General features: G+C 59.1%; 15 protein-coding genes. 9 read left to right on the top strand and 6 right to left on the bottom strand.

The genetic code is table 11. From position 1 onward, the window contains the following. A partial coding sequence (locus tag HMPREF2724_RS04690) for an amino acid permease (RefSeq protein WP_070587413.1) occupies window positions 1-1,286 on the bottom strand: 1,286 nt, incomplete at its 3' end. Between the two features lie 27 nt (window positions 1,287-1,313). Continuing rightward, window positions 1,314-2,972, bottom strand: a complete 1,659-nt coding sequence (locus tag HMPREF2724_RS04695; RefSeq protein WP_061920964.1) for a thiamine pyrophosphate-dependent enzyme — start codon at window positions 2,970-2,972, stop codon at window positions 1,314-1,316. 137 nt (window positions 2,973-3,109) lie between these two features. Here HMPREF2724_RS04695 and HMPREF2724_RS04700 point away from each other — a divergent pair, with 137 nt between their 5' ends. Next, window positions 3,110-4,003, top strand: coding sequence for a LysR family transcriptional regulator (locus HMPREF2724_RS04700; RefSeq protein WP_070455497.1), 894 nt, complete (start codon window positions 3,110-3,112; stop codon window positions 4,001-4,003). Here HMPREF2724_RS04700 and HMPREF2724_RS04705 read toward each other — a convergent pair. Both HMPREF2724_RS04705 and HMPREF2724_RS04710 read right to left on the bottom strand, forming a co-directional pair. Further along, the gene (locus tag HMPREF2724_RS04705) at window positions 4,000-4,671 is read right to left on the bottom strand and encodes a TIGR03089 family protein (protein ID WP_062041833.1); all 672 of its coding nucleotides are present in this window, start codon (window positions 4,669-4,671) and stop codon (window positions 4,000-4,002) included. The genes HMPREF2724_RS04700 and HMPREF2724_RS04705 overlap by 4 nt on opposite strands. 220 nt (window positions 4,672-4,891) lie before the next feature. Next, a complete protein-coding gene (locus HMPREF2724_RS04710; RefSeq protein ID WP_210386678.1) occupies window positions 4,892-6,535 on the bottom strand; it encodes an LCP family protein in 1,644 nt (547 codons plus the stop codon). A 186-nt stretch (window positions 6,536-6,721) separates the two neighbouring features. Here HMPREF2724_RS04710 and HMPREF2724_RS04715 point away from each other — a divergent pair, with 186 nt between their 5' ends. From HMPREF2724_RS04715 to HMPREF2724_RS04725, 3 genes are all read left to right on the top strand, one after another. Beyond that, on the top strand, window positions 6,722-7,636 hold the full coding sequence (locus HMPREF2724_RS04715; RefSeq protein WP_070587418.1) for a glycosyltransferase family 2 protein: 915 nt from the start codon (window positions 6,722-6,724) through the stop codon (window positions 7,634-7,636). 65 nt (window positions 7,637-7,701) lie between these two features. Beyond that, on the top strand, window positions 7,702-8,796 hold the full coding sequence (locus HMPREF2724_RS04720; protein WP_061920973.1) for a mannose-1-phosphate guanylyltransferase: 1,095 nt from the start codon (window positions 7,702-7,704) through the stop codon (window positions 8,794-8,796). Between the two features lie 511 nt (window positions 8,797-9,307). After that, a complete protein-coding gene (locus HMPREF2724_RS04725) occupies window positions 9,308-9,556 on the top strand; it encodes a WhiB family transcriptional regulator (RefSeq protein WP_005528147.1) in 249 nt (82 codons plus the stop codon). Window positions 9,557-9,654: 98 nt separating this feature from the next. Here the strand turns inward: HMPREF2724_RS04725 and HMPREF2724_RS04730 are convergent, their stop codons facing one another. Further along, the gene (locus HMPREF2724_RS04730) at window positions 9,655-10,125 is read right to left on the bottom strand and encodes a metallopeptidase family protein (protein WP_062039102.1); all 471 of its coding nucleotides are present in this window, start codon (window positions 10,123-10,125) and stop codon (window positions 9,655-9,657) included. A 94-nt stretch (window positions 10,126-10,219) separates the two neighbouring features. Here HMPREF2724_RS04730 and HMPREF2724_RS04735 point away from each other — a divergent pair, with 94 nt between their 5' ends. Next, window positions 10,220-10,717: a DUF3499 domain-containing protein gene (locus HMPREF2724_RS04735; protein WP_082778557.1), complete on the top strand. Its 498-nt coding sequence runs from the start codon at window positions 10,220-10,222 to the stop codon at window positions 10,715-10,717. A 54-nt stretch (window positions 10,718-10,771) separates the two neighbouring features. After that, window positions 10,772-12,139: a phosphomannomutase/phosphoglucomutase gene (locus HMPREF2724_RS04740; RefSeq protein WP_070432417.1), complete on the top strand. Its 1,368-nt coding sequence runs from the start codon at window positions 10,772-10,774 to the stop codon at window positions 12,137-12,139. A gap of 226 nt (window positions 12,140-12,365) precedes the next feature. On the opposite strand, the gene HMPREF2724_RS04745 is transcribed toward HMPREF2724_RS04740, so the two are convergent. After that, window positions 12,366-13,715: an FAD-dependent oxidoreductase gene (locus HMPREF2724_RS04745; protein ID WP_061920981.1), complete on the bottom strand. Its 1,350-nt coding sequence runs from the start codon at window positions 13,713-13,715 to the stop codon at window positions 12,366-12,368. A 337-nt stretch (window positions 13,716-14,052) separates the two neighbouring features. Between HMPREF2724_RS04745 and HMPREF2724_RS04750 the strand changes: the two genes are divergently transcribed. From HMPREF2724_RS04750 to HMPREF2724_RS04760, 3 genes are read left to right on the top strand one after another with little or no spacing between them, the layout of a single operon-like run. Further along, window positions 14,053-15,729, top strand: coding sequence for a nitrite/sulfite reductase (locus tag HMPREF2724_RS04750; RefSeq protein ID WP_070432418.1), 1,677 nt, complete (start codon window positions 14,053-14,055; stop codon window positions 15,727-15,729). Beyond that, the gene (locus tag HMPREF2724_RS04755; RefSeq protein ID WP_061920984.1) at window positions 15,726-16,001 is read left to right on the top strand and encodes a hypothetical protein; all 276 of its coding nucleotides are present in this window, start codon (window positions 15,726-15,728) and stop codon (window positions 15,999-16,001) included. Before HMPREF2724_RS04750 ends, HMPREF2724_RS04755 begins: the two co-directional genes overlap by 4 nt. Next, window positions 15,998-16,711, top strand: coding sequence for a sirohydrochlorin chelatase (locus HMPREF2724_RS04760; protein WP_070587425.1), 714 nt, complete (start codon window positions 15,998-16,000; stop codon window positions 16,709-16,711). The genes HMPREF2724_RS04755 and HMPREF2724_RS04760 overlap by 4 nt, the downstream gene beginning before the upstream one ends. Window position 16,712 lies beyond the last annotated feature (1 nt).

Consider the following 16,712-nt stretch of genomic DNA (forward strand, 5'->3'; position numbering starts at 1 on the left):
CGGTACCAACTACCCCAAATCGACACGGTAACCGCCATAATGACGATTCCCATGCCAAATACGAAGTAGTTCCACGGGTCATTTTTGAACTTGGAATAAGCGTCGAACTTCTTGAACATGTAGACCGGGACCAGGTAAACGAGGAAAGCCACGAAGATGCCACCGACGACCGAAATCATCGACACGATGGATGGGTTATAGACCGCCACCAGGGTAGTGCCAACGAAGGTGATGAGATAAATGATGTTGAGCAGGCTGCGGTGCGAGATACGCTCAGCCATCTTTGGCGCTGCTAGGCGCAGCAGGTACTCTGTGCCTTCCTCGGTGCCCAGCATGTGGCCGAAGTAGGAGGAGATGATGGCGCACATGACCACAACGGGTGCCATGTAGGCCATGAACGGGGTGCCGGTGACGTTAGCGAAGTAGGACAGTACCGGAATGTTTTGTTCCAGCGCCTCATTCATACCGTCGGCGCCCAAAGCCAGGACGCATGACCAAACAAAGAACATGGTAAAGACCACCAGCAAGATGGCGGTAAGCAGCTCCGTGCGGTCAACGCGCTTGGCGGTCTTCTCGCCATAGGCCGGCTGCATGTCTAGTGCGAACTGAGACAGTGCCGCCATGTGGGAAAAGGAAAATACAAGCACCGGCAGAATCAGCAGGATTCCCTTGAGGATTCCAAAGTCGCCTTCACCGTTGTCGTAGTGCAGGAAGCTCTGAAAATCCCAGCGTGGGATGAGGTAGATGGACGTTGCTGCCAAAGCGAAGATGAGCGGATAGACCAGCACCTGGGCCAGCCACAGCATGGGCTTGCGGCCCACGGCGAACGCGCCGGTCATAATGCCCACGCAGAGGATAGCGAGTACCCACCGGTTGATGGAAGGTCCACCCAGTTGGTTGACGATGAAGCTATCGACCGAGTTGGTGATGCTGATGCCGTAAATCAGCACCGTGGGGAAGATAGCGAGCCAGTACAAAATGGCGATAACGATGCCGGAGGTGCGGCCAAAATACTGCGTGGCCAGTTCCAGGACGTCCTTGCCGTGGTCGCGGATGGGCGCGCCACTGACTATTCGGACATAGGTGCGGTGCGAGAAATAGACCAGCGGCAGGATGAAGACCGTGGCAAAGACCAGCGGCCAGAAACCAAATCCACCAGCGTTAAGTGGAAGGAACAAAATTCCTGCGCCGACGGCAGTGCCGAACAGGGTGATGACCCAAGTCATCGTGGAGCCAGCAGGTTTGGCCTCCGCACGCTCAACAGCGGTAGCAACGGTATCGCTCATTGAAAAATCCTTTGTTTGGGGACAGGTTTAGTCGTTGTCAGGCAGCGACAGAGCTTGGTCCACAATCACGTTGATGACTGCTGGAATCTGCTTCTCGCGCATAGCCTGCAGGGCGCGCTCGACGGCAGGGCCTGCCTCGGCGTCGGAAGTGACAAGCTCGCCGTGTGCGCCGAAGCCACGGGCGACGGCGGCGAAATCCGGGTTGGAAAGCTGGGTGCCGGAAACGCGATCAGGGAAGTGGTTCTTTTGGTGATCGCGGATGGTGCCGAACTCGCCGTTGGACATCACGACGGTCAGATAAGGAGCGCCGTACTGCAAGGCGGTAGCCAGCTCTTGGCCATTCATCAAATACTCGCCGTCGCCAGCAATGGCGATGACGGTGCGCTCAGGAAACTCCAGCTTGGTGGAGACTGCACCTGGAACGGAGTAGCCCATCGAGCCATTGCGCACGCTGAACTGGGAGGGGTAGACGTTGGTGTGCATAAACTGCTGCGCCCAGATGCAGTGATTGCCGGCGCCGAAGGTGTAGATGGAATCCTCTGGGGCCTGCTCCTGAATGGCGCGCATGAGTGATTCGATGTGTGCGGTTCCCTCAGGAGCCGGGCGCCAGTCGGCTTCGTCCTGAACCGTAGAGAAAGCCACCTGCGCCGCGTGCGCATCCGCGAACCACTGCTGCTGGGCAGCAGAGGCCTCGCCCGCATTGATCTCAGATAGCGCTTCGGCGAAGGCTACCGGGCTGGCCAGGATGTGGCGGGTGACGGCTGCGGAGTTGCCGCGCAGGCTGGAATCGATGTTGATGAAGAAGTTGTGGTCATTTGCGCCTTGACGCAGCTTGTAGCCGTCAGTCGGGACGTCGCCAAGCACTGCTCCAACGGCGAGTACGAGGTCGGAATCCTTGAGCAGCGCAGCTGCCTTCTCATCTCGGCCGTAGCCCAGCCAGCCGGCGTTGGCCGGGGAAGAAAAAGGGATGCGGTCGCTGGCGCGGAAATCGTGGACCACCGGAATCTGGTTGGTCTCTGCAAACTCGGTGATTTGGCGTGCGGACTCTGGGGTCCAGCGCGGGCCGCCGGCGAAGATGAGTGGGCGCTCGGCGGAGCGTAGGGCCTCGGAAAGCTCGGCGATATCGCTTGGGGATACCGCGCCGTCTGTCACGTTGATTGGCTGGATAATCTCCCCGTCGAAGTCCATGTGGAGAATGTCCTCCGGCAGGCCCACCACTACTGGGCCTGGGCGGCCCTGCTTGGCCTGGAAGAATGCCTCGGCCACCACGTGGGAAGCACGGGATGGGTCATCGAGGATGAAGACCTGCTTGGTCTGGGTGCCAAACCAAGCCTTTGGGTCGAACTCCTGGAAGGACTCACGGTCACGGTCGGGGAAGGGAATAAGGCCCACGAAGAGGACCATCGGGGTGGAATCCTGCCAGGCGGTGTGAATGCCAACGAAAGCATTGGAGGCGCCTGGGCCGCGGGTGACCATTGCGACGCCCGGCTCACCGGTGGCCTTGCCGTGTGCCTCTGCCATGTAGGAAGCGCCGCCTTCCTGGCGGGTAACGATGGCTTCGATGGGGCTGTCATAGAGCCCATCAAGTACTGGCAGGAAGCTCTCGCCTGGGACGAGGTATGCGCGCTTGACGTTGTGTGCTGCGAGAGATTCAGCGATGGCGGTGCCAACATGGCGACGAGTCATAGTTTTCAGACAATCCTTCTTTTGTGATTGGTGCAACAATTTCACCCTATTGTGAAGGGTTTTCGTCCATGTTGTCTAATGTCTAAGATTTTTCAAATCCATGCTCATTGGTAATAGCTCGTGTTAAATGAAGATTTATGGATTACACGAGGGCGAAATATTTCTTGGCGCTTGCGCGCACCGGTTCCGTGACCACCGCGGCAGAGCAATTGAGCATCACCCAGCCAGCGCTAAGCCGCCAGCTGCGGCGCTTTGAGGAGGAGCTGGGGCTCGAGCTTTTCGAACGCGCAGCTGGGGTGCTGCGTCTCAACGAGGCGGGCAAGGCATTGATTCCCGTGTGCCAGCAATTGGTGGCAGATAATAACAGGGCTACGCAGGCGGTTTCGGCGCTGCAACGCGGCGAGATGCGCGCCTTGCAAGTGGCGGCAACGCCGACGACCATCTCGACGATCTTGGCGCCTTTCATCGTTGACGCGCGCGAGGACATTCCGCTTCTGACCACGCTGGCGGTCGAGCACTACGAGGTGTACCAGGCGCTAGATACCACCGCCGATGTGGTGGTGACGCCAATTCCAGTAAAGGAGGGGCTTGATTCCGTTCCGCTGGGGGAGGCCACTATCCGGGCGTGGGTAAACAAGGAGCACCCTCTAGCGGGCCAAGACAGCATTGAGGTGGAGGACTTGGTCACTCATCGCCTAGCCATGTCAGGCCGGCGCAGCGTCTCGCGCGGGCTCTTCGATGCCTTTGTAGGGCGCAGCCACGCTGTGCTTGGCGACGTCGTCGAGTGTGAGGACACCGTTACGCTCATCGCCCTCGCGCGAGCCGGGCGCGCAATCGCCATCTCCAGTGCTCTGCAGGCTCACGACGCGGTAGGCCTGCGCATCTGCAACGCGGAGGAGATGCTAGGCGGTGTGCCCCTGCACGCGGCTTGGCGTAGCGGGCACTTCGCCGCCGCGGAAATCCATGCCGTGGTCACGCGCCTCCAGGAGTTTCTGGGAATTAACCCCGCCGATGGCGTTCGTGCCAGCTAAAGACGCAGATCCACCTTCTCGTTGGCGGCGATTTCTTCTAAACGCTCGGCAGTGCACATGCCGGCGACAATCACGGCGGAGCCTCCACATGCGAGCGGTTCGAGAATCAACTTCTTAAAGGAATCCTTGTCCTTCCACCCCGCGGACATTACGCGTTGGGCAGGGCCGGCGGCAGGATAAAGCTCCGGTAAAGCGGTGGTGGGGCCATAGAACTGATCACCGTAGAAACGCACGGTGGGCCCAAAATCAATGGCGCCGGCGGGCAATTCGCCGCCAGATTCGATGACGCCGCGCCCGAATGGATCATCGGTAACGAGCACAACATCGGCGCCTGTGAATTCCTCGCTCAACTCTGCAAAGCCCTCGGGCGCGGCAAAAATAACATCGGGGCTTGCGCCGTCTAGCTCGGCGCGCGTGAACGCTGTGTCGACGCCGGCAGCAATGGCACCCAAAGCGATAACTGCGGGCTGCCAGGAAACAGGAAGGTCGAGGAAAATGAGGGAATCGGAAGCGAGCTCAAGCTCTTCTAAGAGCATGTTGGCAATCTTGGAGACCCAGTTATCCAAGGTCTGTGCGGAAAAATCCATGCGCGCGCCGGTGGCTTCGTTGTAGAACGTCAGGCGCGGCGCTGCGGCATCTGCGGAAAGTAGGTGCTGAAGCATATCCATGTCCGCCCATGGTAGGTGACTGAGCCTTTGCGCGGCAGGGAATGCTTTCACACCACGGTCCTAGGCCCCCGAGCGCCCCGGAAGGTGAGTGATAGGGATACTCATTTTCTAACATTAAATGGCAACTACCTGCCAAAAAATTGGGGAACGATCCCTAAGAAAAGCCAGGAACCTTTTGGATTAGGTCCCTGGCTTGAGAATTACTTAGTTTGTGTGGCGTTTAGTTTACGCAGCGCGGGCCCTCGCCGCCGGCGTCGATTTCCGGGGCAACCTCTGCCGCGCCCATGTCGCTGCCTGGGGTGCCGACCTGCTCGCTCGGTGCGGTGTCGGTAGGTTCTGCGTCCTGTGCTTCCTTGTCGGACGGGCCTTCGTAGTCGTCGTAAGCCACGACGACAAAGGTGTTTTCATCCAGCGACGGGCTGGACGTAACCGGCAGACCGCCGAGCTGCTCAGCCAAGTCTTTGGCGCGTTGATCGTTCTCATCCGCGGCGACAACCTGGGACTCGTAGTACAAGCCCGGCTCGGCATTGCTGGTCTGGCCGACCTTGTAGCCCACGCCAGTCAGCCACGTGCCAACGCCGGAGGCCAGGCCGTCGATGCTGCCCGCGTTGAGCACGTTGACCTCGATGCCATCGGCCACTGGCTTTTCGGAAGGGTTGGAGCCTGCCTCTGCGCTTGACGACGCCGCGGCTTCCTCCGTCTGCTCCGCAGTCTTGGCGAGGTCATCCATAAACTTATGGACCTCTTGCTTGTTGATGGTCACGACGGACTCACCGTAGTCACCCACGCCGTCGATGGAGGTCACCGGAATGGTGGTGAAGGTGACGTTGCCGCCGGCCAAGCCCGAAAGCTGGGTGACCAACCCCATGACGTCCCAGCCCTCATCGATGACTACAGAGCGTTCGATTGCGTCAGCAATCTTGGAGAGCTTATTCGGGTTAGCTAGGGTGCCAGAGGAGAGCACCTTGGAAACCAAGGAAGCCATATATGCCTGCTGGCGCACGATGCGGTCCAAGTCGCCGCGCGGAAGCTCGTAACGCTGGCGGACGAAGGACAGGCCCTGGGCGCCGTGGAGGGTCTGGCGGCCCTTTTTGAAATCAGCGCCAGACATGACGTCCTTGACGTCGTTGTTCAAGCACACGTCGACGCCACCGACGGCGTCGGTAAGCAGCACGAAGCCCAGCAGGCCGACCTCAGCGTAGTGATCGATGTCGATGTCTGTGAGCGAGCGCACCATGCTGATAAGTCCCTGGCGGCCGGCCTCCACGCCCTGCTGCTCGATCTCCTTCGCGGAATGCGGCTTCTTCTTGCCTTCAGCCTCTGCCTCGGCGTTTTCTTGCTCTAGCTCTTCGACCTTGTCCGTCTTGTGGTTGGCGAAAACGCCGTTAATCTTGGTGTTTCCAAAATCGCCGTCGTCGACGTAGGTATCGCGCGGAATCGAAACCGCAGTTGCACGGGAGCCGTCATCCGGGATGCGGATGATCATGATTGTGTCGGTGTTTTCCTCGCCCTCGTCCACACCGGCGTGCAGGTCCGCCAGTTCCTTCTCCGATAGTGGGTTACCCTTGGCATCCGTGCGCGAATCCTTGCCCACCAGCAAGATATCCATCGCGCCATCTTCGGTGTCTGCCTTAAAACCACCCTTGTTGCCTAACGCGAGGTTAGAGACAGAGGACATGCCATCTCCCACGCGGCCCACGGTGGCATAGCCAACGCCAGAGAACACCAAGATTGCCGCCGACACAAATGCCATGATGGCCTTCAGGGGCTTGGACCCCTGTTGCTTTACCGCCGTCGCCGAATTGGGCGAGGGCGAGATGGCGCGGGAATGACGCTGCTTGTCTGACTTTTTCTCAGAAGACACAGGAGGAGGACTTTCTAATTGTGGCGTTCAAAGGTGGCAGCAAGCAAGGTGGCTTCTCTCGGTGCTTGCCGTGTAGCCAAGTTAGGGCTGATCTTGTGACAGTTTAGGCGAGAAGATAAAGAAATCGTGATCTATACATGATTTTTGTCAAGCTTGTAGTGTCTTGGCAGTAACCTAGCAGCGAGTATGGGTACGCTAAGCAGCATTGTGAACACAGATAACGTAACTGCCCTCGCAGTGGTCACGGTGACGTATTCGCCGGGCCATTACCTCGGGGATTTCCTTAAATCGCTGGAAAGCGCAACCAACCGGCCCACGGCTGTGGTCTTGGCGGATAACGGCTCCACCGATTCAGTGCCGCAGGCCGCGGCTGCTGGCCGTGACGACGTTGTGTTTTTAGACACGGGCGGCAACATCGGTTACGGCGGCGGAATGAATGCCGGCGCGCGGCTCGTCAGCTCTGGCGCGCTGGGTGAGGTCGATGAAGAGTTCTTCCTCATCAGCAACCCAGACGTGACTTTTACTCCTGGAGCTTTGGATAAGTTGGTGGAGTGCGCGCGCCGGAATCCACAAGCCGCAGCCGTAGGCCCGCGCATCGTGGAACCGGATGGCTCGTATTATCCTTCCGCGCGTGCGATCCCCACATTGACCACCGGCATCGGCCACGCCCTGTTTGGCACCATCTGGCCTAGCAACCCGTGGTCGCGTGCCTATCGCAATGACGCCGATATGTCCGTTGAGCGCGAGGCGGGCTGGCTTTCGGGTTCCTGCCTTTTGGTGCGGTGGGATGCGTTCCAGCAGATCGGCGGCTTTGACGAGCGCTACTTCATGTACATGGAAGACGTCGATCTGGGCGACCGTTTTAGTCGTGCGGGCTGGAGCAACGCCTTTTGCCCTGAGGCAATCATCACCCATGCCAAAGGGCACTCTACCCAGGCGCACGCGGGTGCGATGCTGCGAGCCCACCACGACTCGGCCTACCGCTTCCAAGCGGACCGCCATCCGCAGTGGTGGCAAGCGCCAGTCCGACTAGCGCTCAAGGCCGGACTGCGGTTGCGCGGGTTTGCTCTAAGCGCCCTAGCGTGCCGCAGCAGTGGCTAGGCTCCTTGGGCATATACACTGACCCCGATAAAACACGTCGATTTATTCGCATAAGGAATTCTTCTATGAGTCAAGCAGCTGTCCAATGGGGCGCTTCTACCGATGCCGTCATCCTCGTCGGTGGCCGTGGAACCCGCCTGCGCCCGCTGACCATCGGCACCCCAAAGCCGATGTTGCCGACTGCTAACTATCCGTTCCTCCAGCACCTTCTTGCCCGCATCAAGGCTGCGGGCATTACCCACGTGGTGCTGTCGACGTCGTTTAAGGCAGAGGTCTTCGAAGAGTACTTCGGTGACGGTTCCGATATGGGCTTGGAAATCGAATACGTAGTAGAAGAGACCGCGCTGGGTACCGGCGGTGGCATCCGCAACGTCTACGACAAATTGCGCCACGATACCGTGATGGTCTTCAACGGCGATGTTCTTTCCGGTATGGACCTGGGCGGCATCTTGCAGACCCACCACGAAAAAGATGCGGACGTTACCATGCACCTGCTTAACGTGGCAGACCCGCGCGCCTTCGGCTGCGTTCCGACTGACAGCAACGGCCGCGTGACGGCGTTTTTGGAAAAGACCGAGGACCCGCCAACGAACCAAATTAACGCTGGCTGCTACACGTTCAAGCGGAAAGTCATTGAGACCATTCCGGCTGACCGCGTGGTCTCCGTTGAGCGTGAGACCTTCCCGAGCCTGTTGGAGTCCGGCCGCTTGGTGGTAGGCCACGTCGACAACTCCTACTGGCGCGATATGGGCCGCCCAGATGACTTCGTGCGCGGTTCTTCTGACTTGGTTCGCGGCATTGCTCATTCGCCGCTGTTGGAAGGCCACACCGGTGAGTCCATCGTCGATGAGTCTGCGGGAATCGCCGGCGGTGTGTTGTTGCTTTCTGGCACCGCGATTGGCCGCGGCTCCGAGGTTGGTGCAGGTTCGCGTCTGGACGGCACTGTTGTCTTTGACGGCGTGACCATCGAGCCGGGGGCAATCATCAGCAACTCGATTATCGCTTCGGGCGCGCATATCGGTGCCAACGCACACATCGACAACTGCGTCATTGGTGAGGGGGCTGTCATCGGCGCCCGCTGTGAACTCAAGGGAGGCATGCGTGTCTTCCCAGGCGTGCAGATTCCGGATGCCGGCGTCCGCTTCAGCTCTGACGCTTAAAAAGGCAGACATTTAAGTTATCTCTCCCACGACCCGTTTCCTTTTAAGGGGGCGCAGGTGGTGGGAGTTTTCGCTTTTTAGCTGGTCTTTTACGGTTTTGGTTGCTGGGTAGCTTGTGCGCGCAGAGATCCAGCAGATCGGCTTAGATGGTGGCGACACGCCGATCAAACCTTGGAATTGTTCACAGGAATATGAAGCACCACTACATATAGTACCCCCAGGACTTACCCCCAGAGGGGGATCTATGTGACGGATGTGAAAGTTGGGGATCGTGTGCTGCGTTTTTGGCGAGAATCCCCGGAAGGCCCCGTTTTCGGGTTGACGATATTTAGTGATCCGGTGTGAAATAACATCAGTGTAATCAAGCGCATCGGCGACACCTCCGCCAAACTTTGGCTTCGGTGTAAGGTCGGTGCAACTTAGAAGAAACTACCCAACCTCGGAGAAAGGAATTAGCGTGGAGAAAAACTCAAATAATGGCGCTATTCTCCGTGGCGGTGCTGCCGCAGAGATGTCTCTCGATGAGCTTTTTGGCGCCGTCGAGCAGGAGTGGCAAGACCAGGCACTGTGCGCGCAGACTGATCCTGAAGCCTTCTTTCCGGAAAAGGGAGGCTCCACCCGCGAAGCCAAGCGTATCTGCCAGGCTTGTGCGGTGCGAGATGAGTGTCTCGAGTATGCACTTGAGCATGACGAGCGCTTCGGAATCTGGGGCGGACTGTCTGATCGTGAACGCCGCCGCCTCAAGCGTGAGATTGGTTAACCTCCGGCTAGGGAGACCTTTCTTCTTAAATCCTTCACCTCTATCTATGTTTAGTGCCATCTGACGCTAGGGCGTGGATTGTGATGGAGGATTTTTGCTTACCAGCTAAACCGAGGATCAACGTCCTGTGGATCAAGGTTGAGGTAGTTGGCCACCAAGGCTGTTAGAACCGTGCCTAGTAACTCTGCGCGTTCGCTAGATGTTTCGGCACGCTCCTCGATGGGCATCCGGAAAATTACCATGCGGGCGCGTGTTGGGTGGCCGGCAGCGTCAACGCCAGCGGGGACAACCCGGCCTAAAGGTACAGGGCCGTCGGCGATGATCTCTTCCGGCAGGACCGTCATATCAGCAGAAAGCCGCATGCGTGGAACCGTGTCCACCGCCAAGTCCAATCCGGCGAGCTGCTCTGCAAAAGCATTCTGGATGGGGGCATAGGCCTCGAGTACGGCCATGTCGAAGCGCTCGCTCTTGCTACGGAACCGCGGCGTCGATTGTGGCAAAAGCGGTCCGTGCATGCCCCTTCCGCGGCGGTCGCGGAACGGACGAGTGTGGGGGCGGCGCATGGTCATGCCCGTGATTTTAAGGTTTCACATGACCATTTTCGTGCGGGGCGCGCCGAGTTTCGACTATTCAAATCTCAACTAAAGGTTTAGACTCATTGCCGTGAATCATTCTCGTCATTGCTCTCGTCCAGGCTGCGGCAAACCCGCCGTGGCAACTTTGACCTACGCGTATTCACAGCAGACGGCCGTCGTAGGCCCGCTCGCGGAGGAGACTGATCCGCATAGCTGGGACTTGTGCGAAAAGCACAGCTCCCGCATCACCGCTCCCATCGGCTGGGAGATGGTGCGCGTGGACCGCATTGAGCTTGAGGAAGAAGACGACCTCATGGCTCTGGCCGAGGCAGTTCGCGAGGGCGGGCGCGTCACCACCGGGCTAGTTGAGGATGGTTCGGGCTCCGGCCAAGACCCGATCGACTACGCCGCCAACTTTGATGGCGCCGATCCTGATAGCTCCAACCACCCGGTCTTCCGCACGCGCCGCGTAAGCGAGGCCAAGCAGCGCCGCCGGGCACACTTGAGCGTCGTGCCTGACGACGCCCTGACTCAGGACGCCTCCGAATCCGCCGCGGGTGGCCGCCATCGCTTGAAAGAGGACTAGTTTTAGGCCACGGCTCCAGTATTTGGGGCTGGGGGAAGAGTACTATTGCAGGTTATGCGTACTCGTGAACAGCTAAACGCCGTTATTAAGGCCTATGACGTCCGTGGCGTCGTGGGTGAAGACATTGATGAGAATTTCGTCCGCGACACTGGTGCTGCTTTCGCTGCTATTTTGCGCGAAGAAGGCGAGAAGACGGTGGCTGTGGGCCACGATATGCGTCCTTCTTCGCCGGCGTTGTCTGCTGCCTTTGCTGAAGGCGTAGCTTCGCAGGGCCTAGACGTGGTGAAGTTGAACTTGACCTCCACTGATGAGCTCTACTTTGCAGCAGGCTCCATGGAATGCGCCGGTGCGATGTTTACCGCCTCGCATAACCCAGCCAAGTACAACGGCATCAAGCTTTGTCGCGCTGGTGCTGTCCCGGTGGGCCAAGAGACCGGCCTGGAAGCAATCAAGGACATGCTCGTAGATGGTGTTCCAGCCTACGACGGCGCCGCAGGTTCCGTCTCCGAGCGTGAGGTCCTGCCTGACTACGCAAACTTCTTGCGCTCTTTGGTTCCGCTGGAGTCTTCCCGCCCGCTCGTTGTAGCCGTGGATGCAGCAAACGGTATGGGCGGACACACGGTTCCGGCGGTCTTCGAGGGCCTTCCTTTTGACGTGCGCGAGCTATTCTTCGAGCTAGATGGCACCTTCCCGAATCACGAGGCTAATCCTTTGGACCCGAAGAACCTCGTGGACCTGCAGGCCTTTGTGAAGGAGCAGAAGGCAGACATCGGACTCGCCTTCGATGGCGACGCCGATCGCTGCTTCGTGGTCGATGAAAACGGCGATGCAGTTTCGCCTTCTGCTATTTGTGCACTTGTCGCGGAGCGCTACCTCAAGAAGTTCCCAGGCTCGACCATCATTCACAACCTGATTACCTCCAAGACGGTCCCGGAGCTTATCGCTGAAAACGGCGGCAAGGCTGTGCGTACCCGCGTGGGTCACTCCTTCATCAAGGCCCAGATGGCCAAGGAGAAGGCTGCCTTCGGCGGTGAGCACTCTGCGCACTACTACTTCCAGGAGTTCTGGAACGCGGACTCGGGCATGCTCGCTGCGATGCACGTGCTAGCTGCGTTGGGCGAATCCGATAAGCCGCTTTCTGAACTCATGGCGCAGTACTCGCGTTACGAAGCTTCTGGTGAGATTAACTCCACCGTGGAGGATCAGAAGGCTGCTACGCAGGCAGTGCTCGACGGTTTGGCTGAGGAGATTGAGTCCATCGACGAGCTCGACGGCGTGACCGTCGAGCTGAAAGGCACCGATGCGTGGTTCAACGTGCGTGCTTCCAACACTGAGCCGCTGTTGCGCCTGAACGTCGAGGCAAAGACTGCTGATGAGGTCGATGCCATCGTGGAGAAGGTTCTCGGCATTATCCGCGCTTAGGCGCTTTCCCGTGCCGGTGCCTTCGCGCAGGCCGCCTTTCTGCGTGTACCGTTTCCTGTAAATAGTGAACCCAAACAGGCTAGCTTTGCCGGCCTATTTGCAAGAAACGGTACATTCGCGGAGGCTGAGCCGCGGGTGAGCGCCGCCCTAGCCGAGCCGCAGGGCGTGGCCGCGCCGCAAAACACAAAAAGCGCCAGCACAATGCTGGCGCTTTTATGCGGGAAAATTAGCCGCGGGAGTGGGTAACCATGTCCTCCCACTCGACGTACTTCTTGCGCTCGCGGCCTTCTGCCTCACCAAGCGCACGCTCGGCAGCGTCGAGGTTCTTCCAACCATCCCAGGTCAGGAACTCGATGCCTGCTTCGGACAAGGTTGCGGTGATGTCCTCGTCGGAGGAGTGGGAAAGCTTGCCAGCCTCGGCGTCCTCGAGCAACATACCGATGGTCTCCGTTGCATCAGACTTGGTGTTGCCAATAAGTCCGACCGGGCCACGCTTGATCCAGCCCGTGGCGTAAAGGCCCGGAACGATGCTGCCGTCCTGCTCGATGACGTGGCCACCATCGTTGTTGATGACGTTTTTGTCGGTATTGAAAGGAACGGTATCGATGGCATCGGAACGGTAGCCTACGGCGAGGTAAACAGCCTGGACAGGCCACTCGGTGAACTTGCCGGTGCCGCGAACGTTGCCGTCACCAGTCAGCTCCGTGCGTTCGGTCTTGATGCCGGTGACCTTGCCGTTCTCGCCGAGGATTTCGACCGGCTGCTCGAAGAGGTGAATCTGCAGGGTGTGCGGCGCATCCTTCGGCTCGCGGATGGCGTAGCCCTCGAGGGTCTGGCAGACCAGATCCTGGGACTTAGAGTTTGCACGTGCTTCGAGAGAAGCTTCGTCGTAGTCGATGTCTTCTGGGTCGACAACAACGTTGATGGTCGGGGAGTGGTCCAGCTCCTTGAGCTCGAGCGGAGTGAACTTAGCCTGTGCGGGGCCGCGGCGGCCGAAAACGCGGACCGTTTCAGCCTGGTTCTTGGCCAGGGAGTCATAGACATTGTCTGGGATTTCGGTGACCTTGAGCTCGTCGCCGGTCTTCGCCAAGATGCGGGCGACGTCGAGTCCAACGTTGCCCACGCCCACGACGGCTACTTCCTTTGCGCTGAGATCCCACTCGCGGTTGAAGCGTGGGTTGCCATCGTAGAAACCAACGAACTCGCCTGCGCCGTGGACGCCTTCGAGGTCTGCGCCTGGGACGTCGAGGTTGCGGTCGCCGACAGCGCCGGTTGCGAAGACGACTGCGTCATAATGCTCCTGTAGCTGAGCCACGGTGAGGTCGCGGCCGATGTGCACGTTGGAGATGAGGCGAATTTGCTCGGTTTCCAAAACGCGGTGCAGGGAGTTGACGATGCCCTTGATGCGTGGGTGGTCCGGCGCCACGCCGTAGCGGATCAGGCCGAAGGGAGCTGGCATCTGCTCGATGAGATCGATCTCAACATTGCCACCGGTCTTTTTAACCAGGATGTCAGAGGCGTAGATGCCTGCTGGGCCAGCGCCGATGACGGCTACCTTCAGTGGGGCTTGCGACATGTCAGTAGTGGGCCTTTCCTCAAGATTTTTACGGAATATTGGAACGACTAGCGCTAAACGCTAAAAGCCATCGTTCAGGTACTGGTCGTAATACTAGTCGTTCTAATTCCTTTTATGAATATTAGACTGATTAGTCTGCTGAAACTTCGTGAGCGTGGGGTTTATTGAACCGCGTTAACGTAAATCCGGCAACCGGGTTATTTAGATTCTTCCAGCTTGGCGATGTTGTCGCAGGTCACATTGTAAAGAGTGGTGAAATTAATCCGAACCGCTTTGTCTATTGAGGTTAGACAGGTAGGTTTTTGGCAACCACTACGAAAGGCAATTGTTCACCGCCATGACTACCGCAACGAAACCTACCGCCAAGTCTCGTACGCGCAAGCCAGAAGGACAATGGAAAATCGACGGTACAAAGCCGCTTAACGCGGACGAGGAGATCAAGCGCGAGGACGGTGGTCTCTCCGCCCGCCAGCGTGTCATCGATATCTACTCCAAGCAGGGCTTTAAGTCCATCCCGCCGGAGGACCTTGCGCCGCGCTTTAAGTGGCTTGGCCTTTATACCCAGCGCAAACAGAATCTAGGAGGCGAGCTAACCTCCAAGCTCAGCAATGCGGAGCTGCAGGATGAGTACTTCATGATGCGCGTGCGCTTCGACGGCGGTCGCGTCAGCCCGCAGCAGCTGCGCACGGTGGGGGAGATCTCGCGGGATTATGCGCGTTCCACCGCGGATTTCACGGACCTCCAAAACATCCAGCTGCACTGGATTCAGATTGAGGACGTCCCGGGTATCTGGGAAAAGCTGCGCGCGGTGGGCCTCGATACTCTGTTGGGCTGTGGCGACGTTCCCCGCGTCATCTTGGGCTCGCCGGTGGCGGGAGTCGCGGAAGACGAAATCATCGACGCCACCCCGGCCATCGATGACATCGTGGCTAACTACCTCCCGCGCGAGGAGTTCCACAATCTCCCGCGCAAGTTCAAGACGGCCATTTCGGGCAATCGCCGGCAGGACGTTACTCACGAGATTCAGGACATCGCGTTCGTCGGCGTCGATCACCCCGAGTACGGCCCTGGTTTCGACTGCTTCGTCGGCGGCGGCTTGTCCACGAATCCCATGCTTTCCCAGTCCTTGGGCGCTTGGGTGCCGCTTGAGCGTGTACCGGAGGTGTGGGCCGGCGTGGCTCGCATCTTCCGCGATTATGGCTACCGCCGCAATCGCAATCGAGCGCGCCTGAAGTTCCTAGTCGCGAAGTGGGGCATCAAGAAGTTCCGCGAGGTGCTAGAAAATGAGTACTTGGACGCCCCGCTTGCCGACGGCGAGCCCCTTACCGTCGAGCCTGGCTCCCGCGACCACCTCGGCGTGCACAGACAAAAGGATGGCAACTTTTATCTCGGCGTCAAGCCCACCGTAGGCCACGCCACGGGCGAGCAGCTCATCGCTATTGCCGACGTCGCGGAGCGTTTCGGCATTACCCGCATCCGCACCACGCCGATGAAGGAACTTCTCTTCCTCGACGTCAAGGAAGCCGATATTCCGGCTCTTTCGCGGGCGCTCGATGAGACCGGTTTGTACTCACAGCCATCTGAGTTCCGGCGCGGCGTTATTTCCTGCACCGGCTTGGAGTTCTGCAAGCTTGCGCACGTGACCACGAAGGCCCGGGCGATTGAGCTGGTGGACATCTTGGAAGACACCTTGGGCGACCTCGACGTGCCGACTTCCATTGCGCTCAACGGCTGCCCGAATGCTTGCGCGCGTTCCCAGGTCTCGGATATCGGACTGAAAGGCCAGATAGTCACCGATTCCGAAGGAAACCGTGTTGAGGGCTTCCAGGTGCATCTGGGTGGCGCGCTCGGGCTCTCCCCGGACTGGGGGCGCAAGCTGCGCGGGCACAAGGTCATCGCGGATGAGGTCCCAGACTATGTCATCCGGTTGGTGCAGAAATATAAGGAGCAGCGCGAGGAAGGCGAGCAGTTCCGCCACTGGGTCCTGCGCGCAGATGAGGAGGATCTGCAGTGAATTTTCGTCGCGAGCCGAATCCGAACCGCAACCATCCGATGTACTGCCCCTACTGCGGCGGCATGAACCTCTTTCCCGATGAGGAAGGCGATTTCGCTTGGAAGTGCTGCGAGTGCCTGCGTATCTTTTCCGTGATGTTCCACGGTCAGGATGATGCGCCGGTAGCACCTGCCAAGGCGGTTTCCTCCAACGAGGCGTTGCAACGATCGCTGCAACGTCGCGGGCATCTGTCTACGGCTAAGCAGGATGCAAGCGCGGGGAGCAGACGATGAGCGCACTGATTACGCTTTCACATGGTTCGCGCCATCCAGAGGCAGCTCTTGGCATTGAGGCTTTGACGCGAAAGGCGGCGGCGCTTGCCGGCGCCACATCTTATGAAGCGGCTTACCTCGATTTTCACGAATCTGACCTGGAAGCTGCAGCCCAACGAGTAGCTACCGCGGGGCAGAGGGAAGCGGTGGTCGTACCACTGCTGTTTACGCGGGGCTGTCATCTGCGCGTGGATGTGCCGGAAGCGATCGATCGCGCTGCGCAATCCGCCGGGCTGCGGCTGCTGCAAGCAGAAGGCTTAGGCACCGGTGCCGACATCGCGGAGCTCCTAGCAGCGCGTGCGATGGCGCCGCAGACAGGTAAGAAACCACAGCATCTCGTCATCTATGCCGTGGGCTCTTCGGACGAGAAGGCGGATAGCTCTGTGCGCGACCTCGCTGCGAATGTAGAAAGCCTCACCCATCTGCCCACCTCGGTGGTGTTTGCAACACGTGGTGGGAAAGAGGGCGTCGCCAAGCAGGTGCGCCGCCAAGGCGAGGTGCGGGTGCTGCCACTGTTTAGCACGGCAGGGCTGTTGCTGGACCTGCTCGCGGATTCCCCTGCACAAGGAGACTTCCCGCTAGGCACTGACCTTGCTGGGGTTGTTGCTGACCGTTTTGCCCATGCAGCGGGCTTGTCCACCCAGACTCACATGCTTGCACAGATCGGATAAA

It is taken from the genome of Corynebacterium sp. HMSC071F07, from assembly GCF_001810285.1.
GTDB lineage: Bacteria > Actinomycetota > Actinomycetes > Mycobacteriales > Mycobacteriaceae > Corynebacterium > Corynebacterium simulans.